This window comes from Mycetohabitans sp. B2 (assembly GCF_021733735.1).
Classification (GTDB): Bacteria; Pseudomonadota; Gammaproteobacteria; order Burkholderiales; family Burkholderiaceae; genus Mycetohabitans; species Mycetohabitans rhizoxinica.
Genome location: NZ_JAHKSP010000066.1, coordinates 115,944 through 142,530 on the forward strand (window position 1 = coordinate 115,944; position 26,587 = coordinate 142,530).

At 52.2% G+C, this 26,587-nt stretch carries 14 protein-coding genes and 3 pseudogenes; 10 read left to right on the forward strand and 7 right to left on the reverse strand.

The annotated features are described in order from the left end of the window. Window positions 1–40: 40 nt before the first annotated feature. Entirely contained in the window at window positions 41–328 is a 288-nt protein-coding gene (locus KPG66_RS15095) for a hypothetical protein (protein ID WP_013428506.1), read from the forward strand. Window positions 329–436: 108 nt separating this feature from the next. Then, on the forward strand, window positions 437–649 hold the full coding sequence (gene rpsU / locus KPG66_RS15100; protein WP_013428507.1) for a 30S ribosomal protein S21: 213 nt from the start codon (window positions 437–439) through the stop codon (window positions 647–649). 126 nt (window positions 650–775) lie between these two features. On the opposite strand, the pseudogene KPG66_RS15105 reads toward rpsU, so the two are convergent. From KPG66_RS15105 to KPG66_RS15130, 6 genes and pseudogenes are all read right to left on the reverse strand, one after another. Next, window positions 776–979, reverse strand: a pseudogene (locus KPG66_RS15105) (hypothetical protein); the annotation flags it as partial. Between the two features lie 20 nt (window positions 980–999). Continuing rightward, the gene (locus tag KPG66_RS15110) at window positions 1,000–3,459 is read right to left on the reverse strand and encodes a mechanosensitive ion channel family protein (protein WP_237071327.1); all 2,460 of its coding nucleotides are present in this window, start codon (window positions 3,457–3,459) and stop codon (window positions 1,000–1,002) included. A 430-nt stretch (window positions 3,460–3,889) separates the two neighbouring features. Continuing rightward, entirely contained in the window at window positions 3,890–5,137 is a 1,248-nt protein-coding gene (locus KPG66_RS15115; protein ID WP_237071328.1) for a 2-hydroxycarboxylate transporter family protein, read from the reverse strand. Between the two features lie 641 nt (window positions 5,138–5,778). After that, on the reverse strand, window positions 5,779–8,454 hold the full coding sequence (locus KPG66_RS15120) for an amino acid adenylation domain-containing protein (RefSeq protein ID WP_237071329.1): 2,676 nt from the start codon (window positions 8,452–8,454) through the stop codon (window positions 5,779–5,781). Window positions 8,455–8,765: 311 nt separating this feature from the next. Continuing rightward, entirely contained in the window at window positions 8,766–9,590 is an 825-nt protein-coding gene (locus KPG66_RS15125; RefSeq protein WP_013428512.1) for an SDR family oxidoreductase, read from the reverse strand. Beyond that, entirely contained in the window at window positions 9,580–10,293 is a 714-nt protein-coding gene (locus KPG66_RS15130) for a thioesterase II family protein (RefSeq protein WP_237071330.1), read from the reverse strand. The genes KPG66_RS15125 and KPG66_RS15130 overlap by 11 nt, the downstream gene beginning before the upstream one ends. Before the next feature lie 916 nt (window positions 10,294–11,209). Between KPG66_RS15130 and KPG66_RS15135 the strand changes: the two genes are divergently transcribed. The 8 genes and pseudogenes from KPG66_RS15135 to KPG66_RS15170 all read left to right on the forward strand — a co-directional run. Continuing rightward, window positions 11,210–12,235, forward strand: a complete 1,026-nt coding sequence (locus KPG66_RS15135) for a cupin-like domain-containing protein (protein ID WP_237071331.1) — start codon at window positions 11,210–11,212, stop codon at window positions 12,233–12,235. Between the two features lie 476 nt (window positions 12,236–12,711). Then, on the forward strand, window positions 12,712–20,259 hold the full coding sequence (locus KPG66_RS15140; protein ID WP_237071332.1) for a non-ribosomal peptide synthetase: 7,548 nt from the start codon (window positions 12,712–12,714) through the stop codon (window positions 20,257–20,259). A gap of 47 nt (window positions 20,260–20,306) precedes the next feature. Then, window positions 20,307–21,554 (forward strand): TauD/TfdA family dioxygenase, encoded by a 1,248-nt coding sequence (locus KPG66_RS15145; RefSeq protein WP_013428516.1) that lies wholly within the window; start codon window positions 20,307–20,309, stop codon window positions 21,552–21,554. Window positions 21,555–21,727: 173 nt separating this feature from the next. Beyond that, on the forward strand, window positions 21,728–23,050 hold the full coding sequence (locus tag KPG66_RS15150) for an aspartate aminotransferase family protein (protein WP_237071333.1): 1,323 nt from the start codon (window positions 21,728–21,730) through the stop codon (window positions 23,048–23,050). Between the two features lie 250 nt (window positions 23,051–23,300). After that, entirely contained in the window at window positions 23,301–24,698 is a 1,398-nt protein-coding gene (locus KPG66_RS15155; protein WP_013428520.1) for an MATE family efflux transporter, read from the forward strand. 193 nt (window positions 24,699–24,891) lie between these two features. Then, window positions 24,892–25,152: pseudogene (locus KPG66_RS15160) on the forward strand (dihydroxy-acid dehydratase); the annotation flags it as partial. Window positions 25,153–25,248: 96 nt separating this feature from the next. After that, complete coding sequence (gene mscL, locus KPG66_RS15165; RefSeq protein WP_013428522.1) at window positions 25,249–25,725, forward strand: large conductance mechanosensitive channel protein MscL; 477 nt, start codon at window positions 25,249–25,251, stop codon at window positions 25,723–25,725. Window positions 25,726–25,878: 153 nt separating this feature from the next. Continuing rightward, window positions 25,879–26,013: pseudogene (locus KPG66_RS15170) on the forward strand (divalent metal cation transporter); the annotation flags it as partial. Between the two features lie 66 nt (window positions 26,014–26,079). Here the strand turns inward: KPG66_RS15170 and KPG66_RS15175 are convergent. Further along, the gene (locus KPG66_RS15175; protein WP_013428523.1) at window positions 26,080–26,574 is read right to left on the reverse strand and encodes a CoA transferase; all 495 of its coding nucleotides are present in this window, start codon (window positions 26,572–26,574) and stop codon (window positions 26,080–26,082) included. Between the last annotated feature and the right edge of the window lie 13 nt (window positions 26,575–26,587).

Genomic DNA, 26,587 nt, shown 5'->3' on the forward strand with positions numbered 1-26,587 from the left:
TGCGTGTATAGTGGCCGACGTCCCCTGTTGAGGAGCGACTATGTCGACACCGCTGCGACTTCTATACAAGGGGTTCGAGCTTCGTCCGCTCGTTTTCGCGCGCCAATTCAGCCGTTTCGACGGCCACTCGCGCTATGCCGAAGGTTATGATGTTGCTGTGCGCATCTGCCGTCTGGGAACAGACGGCGTCGCGGGCGCGGGCCGCGTGTTCAAGGTAGACCAGGAACATGTGTTTGCCGATTTCGGCGTGGCTCGACGCGCCGCTTGTCAGCGAGCGCAGGACATCATCGACGGCAAGGTGGACGGCGCGTCGGTGATCGGCATGTGAGCGGGCCAGCCGCTACTGGCTTTCGCTGATGTTTCGCACGAGTATGCGGCGCCTTTGGTTTCGCACAGGCGTGCGGTGCTTTTTTCCCATTGAACTCAAAGGAATGATTTGACTACTGTTATCCCGAAGCCCAATGAGCCCGTCGAGGTTGCACTCCGGCGTTTCCGCCGTTCGATCGAAAGCACCGGCTTGATCAAAGAGTTGCGTGCCCGTATGGCATATGAAAAGCCCACCACAGAGCGCAAGCGCAAGAAGGCAGCCGCCGTGGCGAGATTGCGCAAGCAGATGCGCCGCTCTTTGCCGCCCCGGAAGTTGTATTGACCCATATCGCGCGCGGCGAGTCAGCCGCCCGGTGCGCGCATCCAATACAGCGATAGCGACACCAGGGAGCCAGCCGTGGACAGCAGGATCATCTGCGACGTCACGGCGGCTGCGCGGCGGTAAAACAACAGAGAACGTGACGACCAGCGCCAGATTGGCCAGTTGCGACCAGTCCGAATGGGCGGTGATGTCGAACAGCAGCGCTGGCAGCGCGAGCCATACGACAAAACGGTTCAATTCGGACGCGGCCGTCTGGCCAAGCAGTGCGCGCCGGCGGCACACGAAGCCGGGCACCTGATCGGCGCGCCGGGATTCGCGTCTACGGTTCAGTCCATCTTTCGAGCGGAATCCTACCGGTTCGGTGACGTGCCCGCATCCGGCCCGCTCGGCTGCTGGGCCGTCGCGCGCGCATCGATTACGAAGTTGCGCTGTGGATTGGCCAACTCGATGCCCCGTTCCGTGAAACGCTCCAACACGCGCCGGTTGAATTCACGCTGAACCGGCCAGCGACGGGTATCGCGGCACGCGATCTGACCGACCAGCGTAATGCTCGCGCCATCGATTTGGTCGACGCCCCAAAAGCTGAAGTCGGACAAAATACCATCCTTGAACTTGTCATCGCTGCGCAACTCGGCACCGATATCGACCAGTGTCTGGATCGCGTACTGGACGTCTGCTCCTGCTGCGATCACCACCTTTACCGCGGCGTTGCCGATGCCGCGATTGGTGTTGTTGACCGTCGTGACAGAGCTGAATGGCACCGTGTACAACGAGCCGTCACCGCCACGCAAACGAACAGTGCGGATAGACAAATACTCGACAGAGCCCGATACGCCGGCGACCGTCACCCAGTCGCCAACCTGCATCGCGTTTTCCATCAATAGGAAAATGCCGGTGATGAAGTCTTGCACCAGCTTTTGCGAGCCGAATCCAAGCGCGACGCCGAAGATGCTCGCGCCGGCCAGCAAGGGGCCCGTGTTGACGCCAATTTGGCTCAGCGCGGTGAGCCCGACGATCATCAGGGTCGCGATGAACAGCGTGGTACGCAGCATCGGCAATAGCGTGCGCAGCCGTGCCGCCCGGATCACGTCGCCAGCCGCCGTCCAGCGCTCAAGCCGACGCTCGGCTCCCACGTTTGCGATCTCCCAGACCAACACGGCGACCAGCGCCGCGATCGCGATCGTCACCAGCGCCGAGCCAAGTCGGTTGCCGATCGGATTGTGGACAAGAAACGTGCCGACATGTAGCCCCCATATCGACAGCAGCACCAACAAAGTTGCCACGCCGATCACTACGGACAAGACTTTGCGCAGCAGCGGATAATAGCGGTACGCACGTCGACGTCCGACGCTGGAAATGCTGTCGTCCACGCCTTGTCCAAACACGCGTCCGAGCGCGCCGAACACAACAATGGCAACGACGCGTGCGGCGAGCAGCACGGCGAGTGACAGTCCGCCCAGGTGCAACACCATCTCGTAGCCGTGGCGCACGTCGAGCGCCCAGACCAGCCACAGCGCGAGGATCACGAATACTGTCGAGCCTGCCCAGATGTCCGCCAGCCAGTGGCCCAGGTACGCGAGCGCTGGCCGTTTCGTGAAATAACCACGGATTGCCCGCGCCACGGGTACCCGGCATTGTAGGATCGCGATCGCCGCCATGATGTGTACCGCCAGCGCGACCAGCTTGACCAGTGCCAACTGCGCCTCCTGCGTCATGCCGAGCCGGCCGGCTGCGCCCGCCAATGCTCCGCTGGCCCCTGCGACGACCACTATCCGAGTCATCCAGCCTTGTGCAAACGACGCCCAGCGATCTTGCAAAGGAAGTAGCCGCAGGTGTGGCGCGTTGGGCGCAAAGAAGAATGCGCATGCGAGTAACACCGCTCGTCCAATCACGTACGCGTCAACGACCACGCCCACCGCGCTCGCTGCCTGAGTGTTGGAATCGTCCAACACGGACAGCAGCATGGACGCACACAGCGCAAACGCAGTCAATGGCACCGCGCCAAGTAACAAGTGGACCAGCGCGCGCGGTAGCACTTGTAAGCGACTCCAATGGTGTGCCGCATGCGACGCAAACGCTCGCGGCGCGCTTGCGTCGCCGGGCCGGAGGTCACTTTGGCGCGATGGGGCAGGTGGCTCATGCGGTGTGGCATGATGGGCCGCGAGCGCACTGCGTGAGCGCCGCACCGTCCGTCGAACCAGCATTTCTAGCATCAGTGACGGCACCAGCGCGGCAAGCAGTAGTTCCAGCAGCCCTAGCAACGTATGCCTGCCCTGTGGGCTAGATAAATGCCACGCCCACCATTGACGCACGGACGGAAAGTCGAGCAGAGCCGAGCTTGATAGGCGCACGCGCTGCCCGAAAGTGGAAGCGGATTGTGCAATGTGCCGCGATAACTGTGTCACCAGTCCATCCGCGTCGAGTGCCTTGGCCAACGACCCAGCCGGACCACTGGCGGCCGGCGGCGCACTCGCGGCGACGGCAAGGGGCGGCGGTACGGTCGGGCTTGCCAGCGTACCCGCCGCGGCGATCGCCCGCAGCGTGTCCTCGAACTGCGCGCGGCGCCGAGGATCGTTCAATACTTGCAGAGCGGCACGCGCCTGCTCCGGCGTGAGTGCGACTACGGCGTTGCTCGCGGGCGTGGCCGGCGTGCCAGATGACGGTGACGCAGCGGCGCTAGGAGCGGGGGTGGGCGCTGCGCTTACTCGCACTGCGACAGACAAAGCGACCACCATCACTACGAATACGGTTGCGACCCAGGCAAGCTGACGGGCGGGTTGGCAAAGCGGCGGGCGGAAAGGAACGAGCATGGCAGTGATTCGAAAAGGCATAGACCGATTACGACAGCGTTCGCGCAGAGGAATTCAACCTTGACGCCATTTCAGGCCGATGCAGCAACATGTCGATGTCCTATTGCTACGGTACGCTACGCTGCAACAGATACGTTGGACATCCCAAGAAAACCGGCGCCGATCAGCTAAGCATTTTTTATCATCGAATCGTCAAGCGATGTGTCCTGCTTTCAAGCGGGGTCGGCTTTGGCGGATGAGTGCAGATAAAATGGCGTCGGGTCGTTTAATTTTACCTGAAACGGAACGTGCTTTTCCAACCCGAGGCGGATAATTCCGGAGCCGAATGACGGCCACAATGACATGCGACGTGATTATTGTTACGATGCGAAGGCAACAACATGGCTGGCGTTGGTTAAGCAATTGACGCAGAAAACATTTTCATTTTGCATCAAACACATTGGCCTAATAATAACAGCGCTACCATCACCGTAAGCGCGCCACCGATCCGAGTGGCAAGTTGCGCAAACGGCATCAATGGTAGACGGTTGGCTGCGGTGAGAATCGCCAGGTCCCCGACACTACCCATGCCACTATGACATGCGTTGATCAACGCGCTTTCAATCGCCGGTAGCCCCGTCCAACGTCCAACGAGAAAGCCGGTTGTCATCAGTACAAGCACCGTGACAAGTGCTGTGACAAAGTGCACGGGACTCAGAGCGGCGATGACTGCATCCCATGGCATCAATGTGATGCCCACGCCACATAGCAATGGATAGGACACTGCGCAGGCGAAGAAACGATAATTCCAGTGCGCGCCATGTTCAAGGTGAGAGGGTACTGCACCGATTAGCTTAATCAAAACGGCGAAACCTAGCATGCCGATCGGTGCGGGCAAGCCCGTAAAATGTTGGGTAACCAGGCCAGCAAAATACAAGCTAATGGCAATCGTTGCGGCTGCTGCAATGTGCTCAATGGGAACAGACTTACGGCATAACAGTGTCGGGTTATCCGCCGTCTTCAGCCAAACCTGGGTGTCTTGGGGCCAACTTCGGCTGACTCGATGCAGTATCGCGGCACTAGCGACGGCACCTAAATTACCTAGTACAATCGCCGGCACCACTTGCGCAAACAATTGGCCTTGTGGCTGCTGTAATAACGCGGCATAACCGATGGTAAGAGGAATCGCACCTTCGCCGATTCCGCCGGCCATAATAGGTACAACAATGAAAAAGAATGTATTGTGCGCACTTAAGCCGAATGCAATGCCCGTTGCGGTGCCAGCCAATGCAGCAGTCACTGAACCGGCTACGACGGGGACGCAAAATCGCGTAATGCCTCTGATCAATACTTGTCGATCCATGCCCAGTAGGCAGCCCGCGATCACGAGGATGCAGAATAGATAAAGGATATTCGTTGCCGCCCACAGCTCGCGGATTGAAACAATCAAGCTTGTTGGCAGCCATTGATGATGGGTCAAACAAGAGGGTAATAATAGTGTCACGATCACCGGACCACCCATGTGACGCAGCACAGGCACCCGGGCGCCGATTTCAAAACAGGTGAACCCGACAACTGCAAGCGCGGCGATGAGCACCGGCAATTCGCTCGGTAGCTTCTCAAGCGCAATAAGTGCGCTTAAGCATGCGAGGGTGAGCCCATACGCTGGCAATGGGATAATGCCAATATGTCGCTTCATTAGTCGTTGCCAACACGCAGAGGCATCGAATCCGCGAAAACGGAAAAGAAGTGCTTGGCGAAGGAACTGCCGAGTCGAGCGAACAGCACTAGGCGGCATAGCCATGGCTTGGCTCCTTGAGCAGGGTTTTGTATTGCCCCCCCTTCTCTTGCAGGGACGCGAATCGATTGAATTGACAACTTGAGAGCAAGAAACTGGCCTAGCCGAGATACTGCCAGCCCGGGTTTGAGTGCAACTTTGGCCGTGTGATGACTGTCGATCAATCGCTTGTTTAGCCTCCTCCCGACTATGCTGAACAACGGATGCTGCGAAGTTTCATAGATAAAGACCTCGCCGTTGTAGAGGTCCAATGTCGGTGCAAAATACAGCTTCTGGCCGCCATTTTGCGGTTCGTCATGTCGGTTACGCGCTTTGGGTCCAGACGTTGCACGTTGAACTGTCGCTCAAGAAAATGGGGCGTACTGTGGCCTTTGTACGCTCGGTTTTTCTTTATTCGAACGTAGCCCTTTAAGCTTCAGTTCAGTCATCAGGCGTTAGACGGCCTTGCGGTTGATCGCAAGGCCGTCTTGAAGGAGCCTGACCGTCATGCGCCGATACCTGTATCGCTATGCGTTCTCTATAGCGTTAGGACAGACCCTCGCTTACGCAGGCTCGTGAACATCGTTCAAGTAGTCGACAACACTGCGTAGCGTTTGGCGCAGATAGAGCTCACGCGGTGGCAATGGCGGCAGGCCTTGCTCGCGCATCACCCTTGCAATGCGCACCGCGAAAAGCGAATTGCCACCCAACTCAAAGAAGTTGTCGTCATGGCCTACCTCCACGCCGAATGCATCGCCCCAGATACACCGCAACTTCTCCAGTAGTGTGTCGCTGGCAGGATCCTGCGAGACTTCGAGGGCCGGCTGGCGAGTGGCCTTGTCCGTCGACGAGCTGAGTTTTGGCGCGGGTAGCTTGGACACATCGAGTTTTCCATTGGCCGTTAATGGTAGAGATTCAAGCGCCGTAAAAGTCGACGGCACCATATGCTCTGGGAGCAAACGCATAGCATGGCAACGGACGTCAGCTATCCTATCTTGGTCGATTACAACATACGCATCGAGCCGGGCGGATGCGGCGTCGTCAACGCTTGCGCGATTCACCACAACAGCCGCAGCGCTGACGTACGGGTATTCGAGCAGGACGGCGCGGATTTCGTCGAGCTCGATACGAAACCCACGAATCTTCACTTGATTGTCAAGACGGCCTAGGTGTTCGAGGCGGCCGTCGATTCCCAAACGTCCGCGATCGCCGCTGCGATACATGCGGCCATCGACAAACGGATCATTCAGAAAACGCTGCGCGTTTAGGTCTTCACGGTTCAGATAATGCTGCGCGACGCCGGCACCGCCGACATAGATTTCTCCCGGTACACCTGGTGGCAGCATGTGTCCGTAAGCATCCATTACGTACACTTTCCAACCCGGAAGCGCGCGGCCGACTGTGCGCGAATTGGTCAGCGCATGGGCACGCGTTAAGGTTTCGGCAGTCACGTGGACAGTGGTTTCTGTGATGCCGAACATGTTGACGAGACGACATGCGGTTTCCGGATAGCGGTCGAACCAACGTAGCAGCATGCGCGTATCCAGCGGTTCGCCACCGAATATCACCAATCTGACTGCGAGCTTCTCGCAGGAACGGCTTTCAGACGCAATCAGTTGAGCAAACGCCGAGGGTGTCTGGCTCAACACCGTCACGTGTTCACGCACGAGCAGCTGCACGAATTCATCAGGCGAACGGGTGACCCAATAGGGCGCGACGACCAGATGGCCGCCCGTCGCGAGACAACCCCAGACTTCCCAGACGGAAAAATCGAATGCGCTCGAATGAAACATTGTCCAGGTGTCTTGACTCGACAGTTCGAAGTCGTCCGCTGTTGCGGCGACAAGCGAGGCGACGTTTCGGTGTGGGACGACAACGCCTTTCGGGCGCCCGGTCGAGCCCGACGTATAGATGACATAGGCAGCGACACCCGACTCTGCCGCCGGTGGTCGCACAGCGCCGTCAAACGCCGCTGCGCGCTCAAGCAAGGAGGCGACGTCGATTGTCCGAATGTTCTGTGCCACTGCCGTGGCCTTGTCTGAGATGACGAGCGACGGGCATGCGTCCTCGAGCGTATAGGCGATTCGATCCGCCGGATAACCCGGGTCGATCGGCACATAAGCTGCGCCCGCTTTAAGAACCGCAAGCATCACCGGTACGAGTTCCAGCGAACGGGCAAGGCAGACGCCAACACGATCGCCTTCACGAACACCCAACATCCCTAAGACGCCTGCTATTCGGTTTGCCAGCTCCTCTAGCTCGAGGTAAGTGAGGCTTCGATCCTCAAAAGTTAGCGCTTTTGCGTCGGGCTGGCTGAGCGCAAAGGACGCGATCCGTTGCTCGATTCGAAATGGCGTGAAGTCGGCCGGCAGCACGCCGCAGGTGCCGATCGCTGCGACCTGCGATGCGCTTGCCGCGTCGAGTAGGCCAATGGTTGCGAGAGCCTTGTTTTTCCCGCTGCCTTGTTCTCGGGTAAGCTCGGCGCAAACAATGGCGAGCGCGCGGTCGAACGCACGGACCATCTCTAGTGAGAAACAGCTTTGATTGAAGCCGTACGCAATCCTGACAACACGCCCATCTTGCACGCATGGTTCGAGGGTTAGATCAAACGGTGGTGTCAAGTAGGATCGTACGTGGATTGCCTCGTCATATGCTTCGCGTTTGTCATCCCAGACGATTCCGACTGGAGTGATGTTCACATCGCCTGAGATTTTTGTTTCGGGAGCGAACGACAGGCAGCGATTGACTTCGGCGGCCAGCTCCGCAACGCTTGTGTCATCCTTGACACTGACGCGCACGACGCATGCCGCAGGCAATCCAGCATCGCCCGTCATGTCCGGGTGACCGATCATGCCAAACTCAGCTTGGGTTTGGCCATCGAATCGCGTTAGCACGACGCTGATCGCTTCGACCAAGCACCGTGGGTTCACCGCTAAATCCCACACGTGCCCTATGGTTGCGCTGTAGCCTGGCCGAGCGGGCTGACCACCCAGTCCCCATTCGGGGATGCTTGCCGAACGATGGCTATCAGGCACGTTGTCGGTGGCAGGATAGCTCCGGACAAACGGCGCACGCGTATCCGGCAAATCCGTTCCCGTCAGCCATTTTGCGATTGTGCGCAGCGCGGGGCTGTCAATGAAGCGACGACTGCCAATCAAAATCAATTCAGCAACATCGTCTGCAAATGCGAGCACTACCGCGCGCAGCGCGCTGCTGCCTGAATCGATTGGTCGGCTCAATTCGAACGTAATTCTGCGGGCTGCCGCCGCAGAGTGTGACGAGATCGGCAGCTCCTCATGCCATAGCGCGGCCTGATCGGAGGCGAGTCCTGCACAGGCAATACATTCGTGGAACCGTGCGATCAGCCGGCTCGCATCGCTGCGGTTGCCGACTCGAACGTGCATTCCGTGACAGAGTGCACTAATCGGCCGGCCCTTGCTAAGAAGGGGCAAGTAGTCGTAATTGTCAGTCGCTTCGTCGCAATGTGGCTCGGCTTGAAGCGAGACGTTGGGTGTGACGTGAAGTGACATAGCATTAGAAAGTTGGATGATCAACGAGCCGAGAAACCGCCATCGACGGTGACGATTGAACCCGTAACCTGACGAGCTCCGTCCGACGCAAGCCAAACCGCTGCGGATGCGATATCTTCAGGTTCGATCAGCGCGTTCATAGGCTGGGCTTGGACAAAAGTCGCTTCGTGCTCGTCCACCGACACCGACAGCGATCGCGCAATTTCGGAGAGCATTCGCCCTTCGACGCCTGCGTCGTCACGGACCGAGCCTGGACAGATCGCGTTGACCCGCACTTTGAATGGCGCAAAATCGAGCGCGGCCGCACGCGTCAAACCGATTACGCCGTGCTTAGCCGCCACATAACCCGCAAAGTGGCGATAGCCGACAAGTCCGGCCGTCGACGATACGTTGATGATGCTTCCTGAGCGGCGTTCCAACATCGACTGGCCAACCGCGCGAATCATTCGCCATGCGCCTGAAAGGTCGACATCAATCATCAGCTGCCATTCGTTTTCGTCGATTTCATGTACAGCCTTACCGGAAGGGGCGGCGATACCCGCGTTGTTCAAGAGAACGTCGATGGAGCCGCACCGTTTGATGGCAAACTCGATGGCTTCGTGGATAGCATGTGGGTCGCGTACGTCAACCGATAAAGCCCATGCGGGTGCGCCTTCTGCACGGCACAACGCTTCGGTGCAAGCGAGCTGGCTCTGTGAGCCTAGCGGATAGGGCACGCCATTGATGTCGTTTGCGATGTCCAGCAAAATGAGTTGAGCGCCTTCGCGCGCGAATTGTTGCGCGCAGGCTCGCCCGATGCCACGCGCGGCACCCGTAATGACGGCAACCTTCCCGTTAAGCTGCATAGCGTTTTCCCGAAAGCATTCGGTTACCGGCCTGCCTAAACAGATCGAATAGCCTCTCAGGCGTCTCGGTTAGATACATGTGGCCACCCTCTACTTCGACATACTCGAAAACGGATTGCGTTGCGTCGCCCCACGCCACAACGTCCTCGCGACTCACAAGCTCGTCGCGATCGCCGCGTACACCCACGATCGGCATCTTGAGCGCCGTGGTGCTAATCGGCTTATATCCTTCATGCATTTCTACATCTGCACGCAGTGTCGGAAGTAGCAGTTCGCGCATGTCCGGGTCTTCAAGTGCTGGGTGACTGTAGCCTGCAAGCTCCCTCACGCGCTCGACGAATTGTTCATCATCTAAACCCGTCGCGCGTTGTTCGCGCATGCGGCTTGGGGCTGGAGAGCCGCTGACCATTAGCAGACAAGACTTATCCGCGTGTATCGTTTTAGCGAATTCGTAGGCAAGAACTGCTCCAAGGCTGTGCCCGAAAACGACGATTTCATGCGCTTCGGCAACGGCTGGGGCCAAATGGGCGCTTATCTTAGAAATGGCTTGATGGACATTGGTAAACGGTGGTGCCGCAAGCAATTGCTCTCGACCTGGCAATTGCACCGAAACGACTTCAATGCTGTCCGAAAGCGGCTCGATCCATGGCCGGAAAACGGAGGCCCCTGCACCAGCAAATGGAAAGCAAAAGAGTTTTCGCATAGTTGGGCTAACCAGAAAGGAAAGGTTTCAGTTTTTGAAATAATTGCAGATGAAACGTCAGTCTTTTTCAGCTGAACGTGGCTCGGGTGCTGTCAATGCGCTACTAGCGTTTCAGCTGTCAGCTGTATTCGCTTTGGCATGTGAGACAAGCGGCCCCTGCCACGTAGAGCATAGTCGTCAAAAACCAACATCGCAAGCAAAGAAAGCATCTCGAGAGTGAATCGAAAGTGAATAGTCCGCTAGTCAATAGGTGTGACTGTATGAGGCCTGATGTAAGTCCCGCTCCTTGTTGGTCGGTCGTCGATCTTTGTGCATAATTTGTCCGATTAAGCAAAGGTTAAATGTTTGATATGGTCTGACTAATGTTCTAGAGTGATATTTAACTTATGGTGAGTTTGCTAGTAGTATCAGCTGGGCGGCTATAAGAAAGCGTGTGTGAGCGGTAAGGTGGTTCGTTGTAGAATTAGGTAGATCGTAGCTGGCCGGTTCCTGTTCATAAACGATGTGTGGAGTTAACAATAATGACGAAGTGCCTCGGACTAAACCAAAAAGTGTCATACTTGTATAACGCGGCTCTTTGTTCTCAAACGAATACTACTGGTACTCAACTGTCTGCAATCATTTCTTGTTGTTGGCTGGACGTTTTTGCCCTGTACGGGTAACGGGGTTATGGCACGGGTCGACCTCTCAATTGAATTTTCAGCGGGTACGGCAAGCTGCCGCTCGATAGGTCGAAGTAAGATGTAGAAGTTAGTGTGCCAAGATAAGGCTTGTGTTTGAAGATAAGGCGCGTGCCTTAAACCAATGCTTATGCTACAAGAAGGGGCTTTGCTTTTTATAAGAGTTGTGGCCATTGCAATCCTTAGAACAAAGGATTTAGGCGTAAAGCAAGGTAGATAATCAACCTAAATTGAATATGAATAATCATATGCAAATCAATAGGGTAAGGAACATATCGACCGATGATTTCAATGAACTTGTCCAGCTTTATCAGCCATTTATCTTAGAAAACGCGATTGAAGATTGGGGTGCCTTGACTAAATGGACGCCCGCTTATCTTCGTCACGCTTTGGGAGGTTTGCAAGTAAAATGCAAACATTCTGATACTCATATCCACCCTAATATTGGCTCCTATTATGAAACGCAAAAGCCAATATCAAGGTGGAGATATTTTTTGAAACGCATTCGCCCCAAATCTTCAAAAGAAGCAATGTCCCTAAAAAGCATGAGCTTTGGGGAATACTTGGATTTGATCAGTGACCCAGTCGAAGGGGCTCGTTATTACCTAACTGGCGACGAACTATTAATTTTTAATGGGAAGTGGTCTCCTGAGCTTGAGGTTCTGCGCGATGACTTTATCTTGCCAAAATATTTTGATGAGCAAAGCATGAACTCGGCAGGGTTATGGTTTAGCGCAAAGGGTGTGCGCTCTCATCTTCATTTTGATGGTGGTGGGTCTCATAATCTGAATGCACAAATCACAGGAAGAAAATATGTGCAAATGTATTCTCCATATCAGATGAGTTCTTTGTATCCCTATTATTTTACCCATTTCTCGAATATAGGTAGATATAATTTCTCAAAAATCGACGTAGAGAATTTTAGCAAGAAAAAATTTCCTCTTTTTGACGGCGTCGAGTGCCACGAAGGGGAAATTAAGAAGGGGGATTTGCTATTTGTTCCTGCTTATTGGTACCATTCATTCAAGCATCTTGATGAATTTAATAGTAATATTAATTTTTGGTGGGTTCCGGAATCCATTCAATTGTCTCCTGTCTCCGCTAGGGATGCATTAATGCGAGCTTCGCAAAAAATTCTATCCAAGGATAAGGTTGCGCCGTTTGGTTTATTAAAATTGATAAACCGTCTTGAAGAAAATATTATAAAAGAGACATTTGAAGAGAACGGCGGTAAGCTATCCAGGTCTGGTGTGCAGATTTGACGTAAGTTAGCGCTTATTAACGCTTCCTGATTTGGCTGCCAGCTTATCAAAGTATTCTAGATGTCACCAAGGCTGGAGCGATTTTCAATATGGTGGCCGATTACTATTTAGATAGCTAATTTCTATCGGAATCGGCATCGCCGAAACGTACGGGTAATTTGCGTTGGCGGTTTTGAGTGGCCCCTTTAGTGCCAGGTGACTAGCTATGCAAGCCTTTTTGAAGAGCGTTTTCCGGATGATGGCCCATCGCTCGTCACCAAGCTTATCCTCGTTGCATCATCAAAATTCGCTGAGGCGATAGGTGGCCAATGCAGCCCTCTCCATAGGGGCTATATCTCTATAGGTTCCAACGTAGGAATAGGCTACGTCTGTGTCTTTGGTTCTCGAGGCCCAAATTTTGCTAACGATGCTAATGGTATTTAGCTAGTGTTCGTATTTAGATCGGGCAATCCTTTTGCCTGGATTGGAGCTCAATTATGTCTGATAGCATCACATCGTCTATGCATCCGTTAACCACAGGGCAAACAGCGATTTGGCTCGCGCAGCAGCTCCGCCCAGACAGCCCTGTCTATAACATCGGGCAGTACACATCCATCGAAGGTGCTATTGATCCGGCTGTGTTTGAAGCGGCAATGCGGCAGGTAGTTGATGAAGTGGACAGCCTGCGTTTGCAATTTGTCGAAAGCAACGAGGGTGTTCGACAGTATGTTGGTTCCCCGGAATGGTCCTTTCCATTGGTCGATTTTAGTGCAGAATCGGACCCGCAAGCGGCCGCCGATGCATGGATGCGTGCTGATTATGAGCAGCCGGTGGACATATTAAAAGGGCCTTTGTTCAACTATGCATTATTAAAAGTTGCACCGGATCGGGTGCTTTGGTACCAGCGCTGTCATCATATTGTGATGGATGGGTTTGGTTTCTTCCTTATCGCGCAACGCGTCGCCCATCTGTATAGCGCGATGTGCGAAGGTACCGAGTTGGAGCCGTGTCCTTTTGGGTCGGTACACCAGTTGTTTGAAAGCGATGTTCAATACAGTGCCTCCGCACAATGGAAACGCGACGAAGCGTATTGGCTCAAGCGTTGCGCGGATTGGTCGTCGCCAGCGACACTGGCGAGTCGATCTGCTCCTCCTTTACAACATCGACTGCGTCAAACAATTTACTTTTCTGCTCAATCGATAGAGCGCTATGCGGATGACGCCAATCGGTTAGCACAGCTTATCACAGCGGCGATGGCCGCGTATTTTTATCGGCTAACCGGCGTGGAGGACGTGGTATTGGGCTTTCCGGTTACGGCACGCTTTGGTGCTGATCGGAATACGCCTGGCATGATGTCTAATGTGTTGCCCGTTCGGATAGCCGTGCAGCCGGACATGAATCTGTCATCGTTGATGCAGCACGCAGCGCAAGAGATCCAGCGTGGGTTCCGGTATCAGCGCTACCCTAACGAAGCGTTGCGGCGCAAACTGGGATTGATGCCTGACCAGCGGCTGTTGGGTACCATGGTCAACGTGATGCCGTTTGACTACGACCTGAAATTTGGTGGGTGCAAATCGATTAACTATAATCTACTGAATGGTCCAGTCGAAGATTTGATGGTCGCAGTATATACGCTTCCGGGAAGCCATCAGTTACGGATTGACTTTAACGCGAATCCCGCATGCTATACAAAGGATGAACTTGTTGCCCATCAACGTCGTTTTATTCAATTTTTAGAAACGCTTGCTGCTGATTTTGAACGGCCGATTAAAGACATTGAATTGCTTGATGCCGCCGAGCGGCATTTGCTGCTGGTCGAGAGAAACACGACACAATGTGATTATCCTGCCGATTGGTGCGTGCACCAGATGGTTGAGGCGCAAGTCGCACGCACACCAGATGCGACTGCGCTAGTATACAACGCACAAACGCTTAGCTATGCGCAGCTGAACGCACAGGCTAATCGTCTCGCGCATCGGTTGGTTGAGTTGGGCGTGAAACCCGACGCGCGTGTTGCAATTTGTGTTGAGCGTTCGCCCGCGATGGTCGTCGGACTGCTGGCGATTCTGAAAGCTGGTGGCGCCTATGTGCCGCTTAATCCGGCCTATCCAAACGAGCGTCTCGCGCACATTTTGGCTGATGCTGAGCCAGTGATCGTACTGGCTGACATGGCAGGCCGTGCGGCGCTTGGTGAGACCATGCTCGCGTCGCGCACGGTGCTTGATCCGAATGTGCTATCGCAGTGTGCTGACACCAATCCGTCGGTTGCGCAGCTCACTGCGCGCCATCTCATGTATGTCATCTATACGTCTGGCTCGAGCGGTGCTCCCAAAGGTGTGCAAAACGAACACCAAGCGTTGGTTAACCGCTTGATATGGATGCAACAAGCCTATCAGTTGACGCCCGCTGATCGGGTGCTACAAAAAACGCCTTTTGACTTTGACGTGTCCGTCTGGGAGTTCTTCTGGACGCTAATGAGTGGTGCGACTTTGGTCGTGGCAGCGCCCGATGCTCATCGGGATACTGCCGTCTTGACCGATCTCATCATTCGGCAGCGTATCACCACTGTTCATTTCGTGCCGTCCATGTTGGAACCCTTCCTGCGCAGCGAAGGTGTTCAATATTGCACGTCACTAAAACGGCTATTCTGCAGTGGTGAAGCGCTGCCAGGCGCGAGTGTGAAACTTTGCCGGACGCTGCTGCCTGATACCCAATTATATAACCTCTATGGTCCGACTGAAGCCGCGATTGACGTAACAGCCTGGTGCTGTCCAGCGAATTATGCGGAAGAAACCGTGCCGATTGGCCGACCAATCGCGAACACGTGCATTTACCTGCTGGACCGACATGGCCATTTAGTGCCATCAGGCGCGGTCGGTGAACTATACATTGGTGGAGCGGGTGTCGCGCGTGGTTATCTGAACCGCCCCGAACTCACCGCTGCGTGCTTCCTATCTGATCCGTTCTCGACTGCGCCCAATGCACGAATGTACAAGACCGGGGACTTTGCGCGCTATCTGCCTGACGGCAATCTAGAATTCATGGGTCGTAGTGACCATCAAGTCAAGGTCCGCGGCTATCGCGTCGAGCTAAGCGAAATCGAAGCCGTATTGCAACGCCATCCGGATGTAGCTCAGGCCATTGTCGCCATTCGTGATGATCGACAAGGACATAAGCAATTGATTGGCTATGTGGTGGCCGACCCGCAAGGGAAAAACAAACTGGACGTCGCCGGGTTACGTCAGCATGTAGCGCATCACTTGCCGGAGTATATGGTACCTGTAGCAGTAGTATTGCTCGATGCGCTGCCGCTCACTCCTAGCGGAAAAGTGGACCGCCACGCACTTCCTGAACCGGAGGTTGTTTCGGGCTATTCTCGTACGCCACGCTCCCCGCAAGAACAAAAACTAGCTGAGCTATTCGCCGAAGTACTCGATGTTCAACAGGTGGGCATTGACGACAACTTCTTCGACCTAGGTGGTACTTCTTTGCTAGCCATGCGTCTGGTTAGTCGCATTCGCACGGCGCTGGATGTCGAATTCACCATTCGAATGTTGTTTGAAAACCTCACAGTTGCAAGTCTGGCGCAACGCCTTACGCAAAACACGGCCGTTCGCCCACCTTTGCGCCCGCAACAACGGCCTGAGCCATTGCCGCTATCTTTTGCGCAGAGCAGGTTATGGTTTATTCAGCAACTCAATGGGCCCAGTGCAATTTACAACATCCCTGTTGCTTTGCGCTTATCTGGTCAGCTGAATGTGGATGCACTGCAAACTGCTTTTCATGATTTGCTTGCGCGTCACGAAAGTTTGCGAACCGGCTTTACTGAAGTGGATGGCGTACCCGCTCAGCATATTTTTGCCCAAGAGGATATCCATTTTCTCCTTGAAGTAGTCAAGGTTACCGAACAAACGTTACCGGACGCATTGAAGCAGGCTGCAGCTCGCCCTTTCGATCTACACGAAGGGATTCCACTGCGCGCCGCGCTGTTCCGGCTTGATGCTCAAGAACACGTGCTGCTTGTAACCTTGCACCACATTGCTGGCGACGGCTGGTCATGGACGCCATTCGGTCGTGATCTCAGCAAGGCTTATGCGTCTCGCCTTGTTGGCGAGGCCCCAGACTGGGAGCCGCTGCCCGTGCAATATGCGGATTATACGCTATGGCAGCGGAACCTACTCAGCTGCGAAGACAAGGCCGATAGCCTCATCGCACAGCAGCTCGAATATTGGCGTCAGGCGCTGGCAGGACTACCCGAACGTTTGATGTTGCCGACCGATAGACCGCATCCGCCTGTAGCTAGCCACAAAGGCGCTTGTTTATCTTTTCATATCGACGCCGATCTACATCGCCAATTATTAGTACTGGCGCGTGAGCAGCAAGCAAGCCTATTTATGGTGCTACACGCTGCGCTGGCTACCTTGCTAACACGCATGGGTTCGGGCAACGATATAGCGGTGGGCAGCCCTATCGCTGGGCGAACCGATGAAGCGCTGAATAATTTGGTTGGCTTTTTTGTCAACACGCTGGTGTTGCGTACAAACACCTCGGGAAACCCGCATTTCCGCGCATTGTTGCAACAGGTCAGGGAGACCTGCCTGGCGGCTTATTCTCGTCAGGATCTCCAATTTGAACGACTGGTGGAAGTCCTGAACCCAGCGCGCTCGTCTGCGCATCATCCATTGTTTCAAGTCTCTTTGACGATGTATAACAATGCGCTGCCACAGTTCAACCTAGCAGGACTGCATATCGAAGAAGAAAAGGTTGAATTACTGGTCACTAAACTCGACATATCTTTTCATTTTGATGAGACTCCAAATGAAAATGGGATCAATGCAATCGTTCAATACGCGACAGACTTATTTGATCGCAAAACCATTGAACAATTGACGCAGCGCTTCGTCCGGCTGCTTGAATCTGTAACCCAAGAGCCTGACCAGCCCATTGGCAATATTCGGTTGCTTGATGACGCGGAACGGCGAAAGCTACTTATCGAATGGAATGACACTATCCGTCCAATTCGCGAAACGACGCTGCCCGCATTATTTGAAGACCAGGTTGCTAAGACGCCCAATGCTATCGCACTAGTTTTTAATGGCCAGTCTGTTAGCTACGCAGAGCTTGACATTCGAGCAAACCGGCTTGCTCATTTTTTGATAGCAAAAGGAGTGGGGCCAGAAGATGTCGTGGCGATCGCGATGCCACGCTCGCCATCCATGGTCATTGCGATGCTCGCGGTCCTCAAAGCCGGAGCGGCGTATCTTCCTCTTGACCCACATCATTCTGCCGAGCGGTTCTTTATCACACTAAGTGATGCGCAGCCTGTGGCCATGCTTAGGTTTGGCCAAGCTAATCAAACTGTAGCGAACAATCTTTTAGTGCTGCAGCTAGACGATCTCGATTTGCAAGCAGCGCTTGAAACGTGCCCGAACGTTGCGCCTACCGATCGCGATCGCATAAGTCCACTCAACCCTCGTCATCCCGCTTATGTAATCTACACATCGGGCTCTACCGGAACCCCCAAAGGTGTTGTCGTCACTCATCACTCTTTGGTCAATTACATTGATTCTATTCAATCATGGGTCAGTGAACATGCCAATATGGTATGGATTTCCAATGTGTCGGCTGATCTAGGCAATACTTCTCTTTATGGCGCCATTTTCTCAGGCAAAAAACTCACTATCGTAAGAGACGAAGAAATACTGGATCCGAAATTTATTTCGGAAAATTATTTAGAAGATGAATCTGTATTCAAAATTACGCCAAGTCACCTATCGTCTCTTATCAAGTCGATGCCTAATAAAGGCGACAACTCAAAGAGAACATTTTTTCTTGGTGGAGAGCGAATTGATGGTGAGCTAGTTGCTGGTATTAGGCTGAACTGGCGAAATAGTAGAATAATCAATCACTATGGACCCACAGAAGCCACTATCGGTATGTTGGTCGGAGAACTCCCTCATGAAAATTCATTGGAGTCAACGCCTTTTCTACCTTTAGGGCGTCCGATTTCGAATACGCAAGCGTATGTTTTGGATAACGGATTACAACCTGTGCCTGTCGGTGTAGCGGGGGAATTGTACATTGCGGGCTCAAGCTTGGCCCGAGGCTATCTCGATCGCCCTGGTTTAACCTCTGAGCGTTTTGTTGCCGATCCGTTCGGCCCTCCCGGCAGCCGAATGTATCGCAGTGGTGATCTCATGAAATGGCGTTCCGATGGCTCCTTAGACTTTCTCGGACGTGTAGATGACCAGGTCAAGATACGAGGTTTTCGCATCGAGCTGCGCGAAATCGAGGCAGTGTTGCGTCGTAATCCAGCTGTGAGGCAAGTTGCGGTCATTACACGCGACGATCATTCCGGTAGTCAGCAACTGGTGAGTTACGTTGTGCCCAAAGGAGACGGCACATCTATCGATCCAGTTTTGCTGCGCCGACAAATAGCACAGCAATTGCCTGATTACATGGTGCCTGCCGCCATTGTTTTACTAGATGCGCTGCCCCTTACGCCGAACGGAAAACTTGACCGTAAAGCGTTGCCCATACCCAGTTTCACGTCTGAACGTTACCGTGCTCCCGATACACTGCAAGAACAGGCTTTAGCTACGCTATTCGCTAAGGCGCTTAACCTACCGCATGTCGGAATCGATGATAGCTTTTTTGATCTTGGCGGCCATTCTTTGTCTGCGGTACAGCTAACCTTAAAAATACAAAAAGTATTTAATGTTAATGTGCCTGTTCGGATGTTGTTTGAAGCTGATACTGTTGCGAAGCTTGCTGAGCGTATCGAGTCAGATGCATTGGCGACGTCCCAATCAGCAGATTCTGACGGAACAGAACAGTTAATGAGGGCAGATGCCCTTCTGGCAGAAGACATTAGCAAAAAGACTATATCTAATGATTCACACGGAACCTGGGAGAATGTGCTACTCACTGGCGCTACAGGTTTTGTTGGGCGTTATATTCTACTAGAGTTGTTGAGACAAACTAACGCTAACGTTATTTGTTTAGTGAACGAGAAAGATAAAAAAGAGGCAATGAAAAGGGTTGTGTCCGCATTGAAGGAAACCCAAAGGCAGGATCTAGATATAAGTAGAATTTCTACTATATGCGGTGATTTATCAAAAAAAGATTTTGGTCTTTCTCATCAAGAGATAGAATACCTTTCCGACAAGGTTGACGCTATTTTACATAACGGCGCGGCGGTCAATCATTTCTTTTCCTACCATGAGTTGCGCCAAGCGAACGTGCTCGCCACTGAAGCACTTATTCGCCTCTCAGCGACGGGCCGCAGCAAAAGCTTCCATTACGTTTCCACCGTATCCGTTATGCCACGGGCGAAAACAGGAACATTTACTGAGATAAGCGATACGTCTATTATGCCCATTGCTAACGGCTACGTACAAAGTAAATGGGTGGGAGAGCAACTAACAAGCGCGGCAGCTATGCGAGGAATTCCGTCCAGCATTTATAGGCTTGGAAGGATTACAGCAGATTCCCAGACGGGATATTGCAATATGAAAGATAGCGTCTATCGTATTATTTGTGCAATCAAAACGCTTGGCTTGTCTTTCAATACCAATAAGCTGTTTTTCCAAACTCCTGTCGACTGCGCCGCACAGGCTATTGTCAAATTAGCGACGCGCCAAGATAAATCTTATCAAGTTGCACACATCATGAACAACCAGTCTTTAAAGTTGAATGACTTTGTATGCGAAATTGACAAAAAGGAAAATTGTTCAATAAAAAATGTCGACTTCAATGAGTGGTTGGCAAGATTGAAGGAGAGGGCGGATGAGACATTGGATGAAAATCTAATGTCGCTGTTGTCTATCATGGATAAAAATACATTAGAAGATAAAAAGAGAGATCCACTGGAAAATAGTGAAAGCTTGATATCTATAAGTGCAGAAGACACGATCAACAAGTTGCGAGAATTGGGTTTTGAATATCCTTCTGTAGAAAACGATTATATTGAATCTATAATCGATTTTCTTATGAAACAAGAAGCCAAAATAATGTTGGAGGGCGATGTGGTTGTGAGAAAGTAACAGCTGACAATAGGCGCCAACATTTCAACCGGGGAATTTTATTCAAAATGGAAAATCAATATAAGGGCGTTACAACTCGAGCATTGAGAAATGACGAAAGGGCCATTAGCAGTAGCGAGCCGCAAACACCTTTAGTAATAGAGCCTTTGCACTCAAAAAATCGTAATTTTCTTAAAAGATTTATGAAGGAAAATTCATGTCAGATTATTTCTGATATTGAAAGGTATGGTGCAGTTTTATTTCGTGGGTTTGATATACACTCAGCTGCTGACTTTGAAGAGCAAGTTCTCTCTATTCAAGGGATGAGAGGTATGAGTGAATTTATGATGTCTGAGCCCGGAAGAATAACGGTGTCTGGCACGCGTCATGTGATACATCCGAATGTAAATTTTAAAACTGGAGGGACGTTGGATCCAGTGGGGGGCATTCACAGTGAAAGCTATTACGTGCCTGATGTGCCAAGATTTATTTCATTTTTTTGTGAAAAACCACCACTTCTAGGTGGTGAAACGGGTTTATTTGATATCTGCAAAATATACAATGACCTTCCGGAGCGTCTAAAGGAAAAATTAGAGCAGCAGCGGTATTTGGCCGGTATATTTAGTATATGGCAAATTGCGAAAAGATACAATTTGCCATATGAAGTTGCAAAAGATTTTTGCGAGAAGATAGATATGTCTATGGTCGACTACCATGGAGATCAGTATGCTTTTATGTATAAACCAAGTGTCGCTGAACATCCTACAACAAAAGAAAAGTCTATTATTATTCACTTTGCCGGGGAATTAAATGGCCATGGGTTGACTAAAGAATTGATTAGGCAATTTTCTTCTGACTATGCTTCTTTTAAATGGTGTATTCATAGGTTGGTCTGGAGTTTTCCATATATTAGAAAAAATCTTTTTGCTTTAAGGCATCCAATAATTGTTCTTACTTGCGGGGGGCGTCTTATGGGACGAGTGTTCGATTCCTCCAGCAATGTCATACCAAGCCGTGAGACAGACAACCTTCGTGTTGGCAATGTATTTGAAAAAGAAGAAATACAGTTAATTGCGAAGCTTATGCGCAAATACCACTCTTCCTTCCCTTGGAAGCGTGGCGATTTTATCATTATAGATAATTTAAAGCTTGCTCATGCTGGCATGCCAGGATTGGGTTCCCGGATTATTAAGGTGTTAATGTGCAATCCTTTGAATATGACTTACGGAAAGAATTCATCTGGTTTATATAAGGCTGAGGAGGCTGCCGAAACCAGGGGGGCGGAAGTTATCAAATGCAGCTCCGCGTGCGTATAATCTTAATATATTGAAAATTGGTGGGTTTAATGTTTAAATTGCATGTGCTGCAAATGATAGATTATGGTGCATATAATTTAATCCGAAAATAAAGCGTTGAATAGTAAGCATAATTAATATGGTGGATTATGCTGAACGCCAAGATGCCAATATTTTTTTGATGGAGATTGTTCATGACCTCTCATGCTGTCCTTGATGACATGTCTCACTTTTGGATGCCTTTTACAGCTAACCGTCAATTCAAAATGGCGCCGCGTTTGTTTGAATCAGCAAAGGGCATGTATTATTGGACGAGCGATGGCCAGCAAATACTTGATGCCTGCGCTGGCCTTTGGTGTATTAATGCTGGACACTGTCGTGAAGAGATTATCTCAGCGGTCAGTACAGCGATGGCTAAGCTAGATTATGCGCCAACTGTCCAGTTTGGTCACCCGCTTGCATTCGAGGCAGCGTCGAAAGTTGCCAGACTGATGCCGGAAGGACTTAATCGGATTTTTTTCACCAATTCCGGTTCTGAGGCAGTCGATACTGCGCTTAAAATTGCGCTTGCTTACCATCGGGCGCGCGGCGAAGGCCAACGTACTTGTTTTATTGGTCGAGACGGTAGCTATCATGGTGCTGGATTCGGTGGTATGTCGGTTGGTGGAATAGGGGCTAACCGAAAAGCATTCTCGGGTTCATTGTTACCGCGAACCAACCATATGCCGACTATCCATAACCTCGAGCATAACGCTTTCTCACGTGGACAACCGGCATGGGGCGCACACTTAGCAGACGAGCTAGAAAGGCTAATTGCAGTGAACGATCCCTCGACTATTGCGGCGGTTATCGTTGATCCAACGGCCGGCACAGTTTTGGTACCGCCACAGGGCTACCTGCAAAGATTGCGGGAAATTACAGCTAAGCACGGTATTTTATTGATTTTCGATGAAGTGATTACCGGTTTTGGTCGTCTTGGTAAAGCAACTGCTTCAGAGTTCTTCGGCGTTACACCGGATTTGCTGACAATGGCTAAGGCGATCAATAGCGGTGCTATCCCGATGGGTGGTGTAGCCGCACATCAACGGATATATGACACCATTGTCGATGGAACTGAACCTGAAGAAGTCGAATTATTCCACGGCTATACCTACTCGGCACATCCGACGGCTGCCGCTGCAGCCATTGCAGCGCTAAATATATATCATAATGAGAAGCTCTTTGACCGGGCTGCTTTACTTGCGCCAATTTTCGAAGATGCTGTACATGCGTTACGCGATGTGCCTTACGTAAAAGATATTCGCAATATCGGTTTATGTGCTGCTATTGAACTGGAGCCTAGGCCAAACGGGGAAGGTAATAGAGCCAAAGAAGCGTTCGCTAAGTGTTTCGAGGCTGGCGTGTTAATTCGTCAAGGAGGGAATATTCTTGCATTCGCTCCTCCTTTAATTATCGATGAAGCGCAGATCGGGCAGATTTTTGAAACTGTTCGTAAAGTGCTTGTCGATATAAAGTAAGGTTTATGGATGGTAATCTTGGAAGGTTTAAAAAATAAAAATAATCAGATTTAAGAAATGCGGAATTTTGTGGAATATTGAGGGCGGCTCCTTCAGGGAGCCGACTTTACGTAAAGTTTTAAGCGGCACAAGCAGGAAGTTATTGTAAGGTAACGCCAAATTAAAGTTAATTTGATGTGAAAGTAGATTAACAAGATGTTTTGTGTGGTATGAAACATAAAAGGTTATCCTTTATGGAAAATCATATAGAATGAGCTTCTATAAAAAATCTGGCTATGACATCAGTGTCCCGTTCACTTGGCCTCGAATTCAAGAGGAGGTTCGTGCAATCTTGGCGCTTGCCGTTCCGCTGTTTGGAGGCCACCTGTCGTTTATCGGTACGGGTTTAATCAATGTAATGCTCGCAGGTCAGCTGAGCGCCCATGTGCTCGCCGCAGTGACGATCGGGTCAAGCGTCTGGATGCTAGCGGTTCTTGTTCTAAGCGGGCTGATGATGGCACTACAGGCTTTGGTGGCACAACTCAAAGGCGCGGGCCGACACGCTGAAGTGGGACCACTTTTCCTGCAAGCGCTGTGGGGCAGCATTATGCTTAGTCTGTTTTTGACAGCGCTTGCATGTTTCTTGGGCCCATTTTTAATTCAATTCATTGCGACGACACCAGAACTGGTCCGGGATACACGCAATTTTTTATTTGCTATATGCATCGCTGGGCCTGCGCTTGGCATTTTCTATGCTTGCCGAGGGCTATTTGAAGGACTGTCAATGGCGCGGCAAACTTTTAAGTTTAATCTGATCGGATTTGCGCTTACAGGTCCAATTGGATATGTGCTAATGTATGGTGCATTTGGTTTGCCAGCACTTGGTGCAGTTGGCAATGGAATAGCAGGTGGCATCATTGCTTGGGTGCAAACGCTTGCCTTTCTTGTTTATATTTATCGCAAAGGTTTTTATTTTAAATTAAGGCATCAAGTGGGCAGCGTAATGCCTAAATTTAAAATTATATATGATTTGCTTAGATTTGGCTTGTCGGTAGGCATGACGCGTTTGATAGAGGGAGGATTTTTTATCGCATCGGCACTTGTTATTGGGAGAATCGGTGCGGAGTCAGTGGCGAATCACCAAATTGCAATTAATACCGTAGCTATCGCTTGCACGGTGTCATTTGTTTTATCGGTAGCGATTACGGTACGCGTAGCGCAAGCAAAAGGTTGTGGCAATCCCGATGATATATGGAAATCTGGTATTATTGGAATTGGATTGACTTTTTTTACACAGTCTTGTTGCGGTTGTTTGATATTGTTAGGCTCTAATTCGATTGTCTCACTTTATACAAGTGATTCGTCCATAATTGCCAATTCGGCGATACTGATGCAGTTTGCATGTCTACTTCAGTTGCTAGATGGTCTCCAGACAGTATTTTGCGGTGTTTTAAGAGGTTTGAGGGACACACGTGTGCCGATATTTATTACGTTTTTTGCTTATTGGATAGTGGGTATGCCGGTTGGTTGGTGGCTATCGATCACTCGTCACTGGGGCATGGTAGGAATGTGGATTGGCCTTATAGTCGGTCTGGGCCTGGCTGGTGGGCTGCTTCTTGTCCGTTTCGTCAGGATTAGTCATGGTGGTAGGCTTTATAACCGTCAATAAGCGTAGACGGGTTGGGCAGCGGCGACGCATTACTGCGCCGCGGCTGTCGAAAGATTCGAGAATTGGCGCGCTGACGCAAGTGGTTGGGCGAAGCCGGTAGTTGAAGAACTGCTGGCTGAGCCGCTCGAAGCGGCCAAGCGCGCCCACGTCATCAAGACTTCAAGCCTGAGCTAGAGGATCAGTGGTCTGCCATCGCGCCGTGCCGCTGATGCAGCATACCGGGCTGGCGGTATTACGCGGCAACCTGGCGCCTGACGGCGCCGTCATCCAAACCGGTGCCGCCGATCCGGGGCTACTCGTGCGTACGAGGCCGGCCGTTGTATCCCGCGACTACAACGACATGACCGCCCGCATCGAGAGCGATGCGCTGTTCGTGGACCAGTACCGTGTGATCGTGCTTCAGCATGCGGGGCCAGCTAGGGCGCCGGGGGTGCCCGAGTGGGGGCAGTTGCCGTCAAGTTGATCCAGATCCGAAGCTTCACTGACGCGGCTCGACCGAGCTGGCACGCGGATCGCTTAAGCGCCCGGGATATATTTTTCAGAACATGAGATGGCTCAACTCATCCAAGAATTCAAGCAATTCGCGATCAAAGGCAACGTGATGGACCTGGCCGTTGGTGTGATCATCGGCGGCGCATTTTCGACGATTGTCAATTCGGTGGTTAAGGACTTGATTATGCCAGTCATCGGTGCCGTCACGGGCGGGCTGGACTTTTCAAACAAGTTCATCCGTATTGGACACGTTCCTGCCACGTTCATGGGTAATCCCGGCTCGTACAAAGACCTGCAGGCAGCAGGCGTCGCGGTGTTTGGCTACGGGGCGTTCATTACAGTGGTAGTGAATTTTTTGATCCTGGCGGTGATCGTCTTCTTGCTTGTCAAGGCAGTGAACGAGTTGCGCAGGCTGGACGCGCATAAGGCTGAGGAGACGCCAGCCGCCTCTGCACCGCCGTCCGAGGATATCCTACTGCTGCGCGAGATCCGTGATGCTTTGAAGCGCAGCGACGACGGCGTCGAACGCACGTAGGGCGCTTGACGCCGCTGGCCTGGCTTAGCAATGGGCAGCCCGTTACTACCGCTAACGGCGCGGCAACCGAAATCGGCACGAAAACTGCTCACTTCCCGCTACCGGCATTGGGCACCGTCCGCAGCCGTCGTCTAACTCGAGGTGGGGAAGCCAATGAGGCAATCGATCTCCGAGCCGTCGCCGGTCGATGAGAAGCGGGGCTCATGCATGCGCCGTCTCGGCTCAGGCTTGGTCACCGGCGCCGCTGATGATGATCCGAGTGGAATTGGAACATACTCGCAGGCAGGTCCCCGTGCAGTCGTCCGCGCGGGCGCGGCTGGAGCTAGGTGGCGCACGGCTCCGCACGCGCCGAGATTAAATGACGCGCGCATTCCTCAACCGGGCGATTTCTTCCGAATCTAGCCCGCAGACCGACGACAGAACTGATTTGGTGTGCTGACCAAGTGTCGGTGGTGCGCCGCGGTAGTGGATCGGGGAACCTGACATCTTGATCGGATTGGCCACCGTGGGCACGGTACCGGCCAATGGATGCGCAAGGTCGGCACGCATGCCGCGGTGCACCACCTGCGGATTCGTGAAGGTCTGCGCGATATTATTGATCGGCCCGCAGGGCACACCGGCGCTGGTTAGTGGCCCAATCCATTGCTCGATTGTACGCGTGTTCAATACCTGTTGGATTATCGGGATGAGCGTGTCGCGATGGGTAACCCGTGCAGCATTAGTGGCAAAACGCGGATCCGTTGCCCACGACGCGCAATGGACGACTTCGCAGAATTTGCGGAACTGGCCGTCGTTGCCTATCGTCAGCACCATTTGCCCGTCCTTCGCGGCGAATACCTGGTAGGGCACGATATTCGCATGC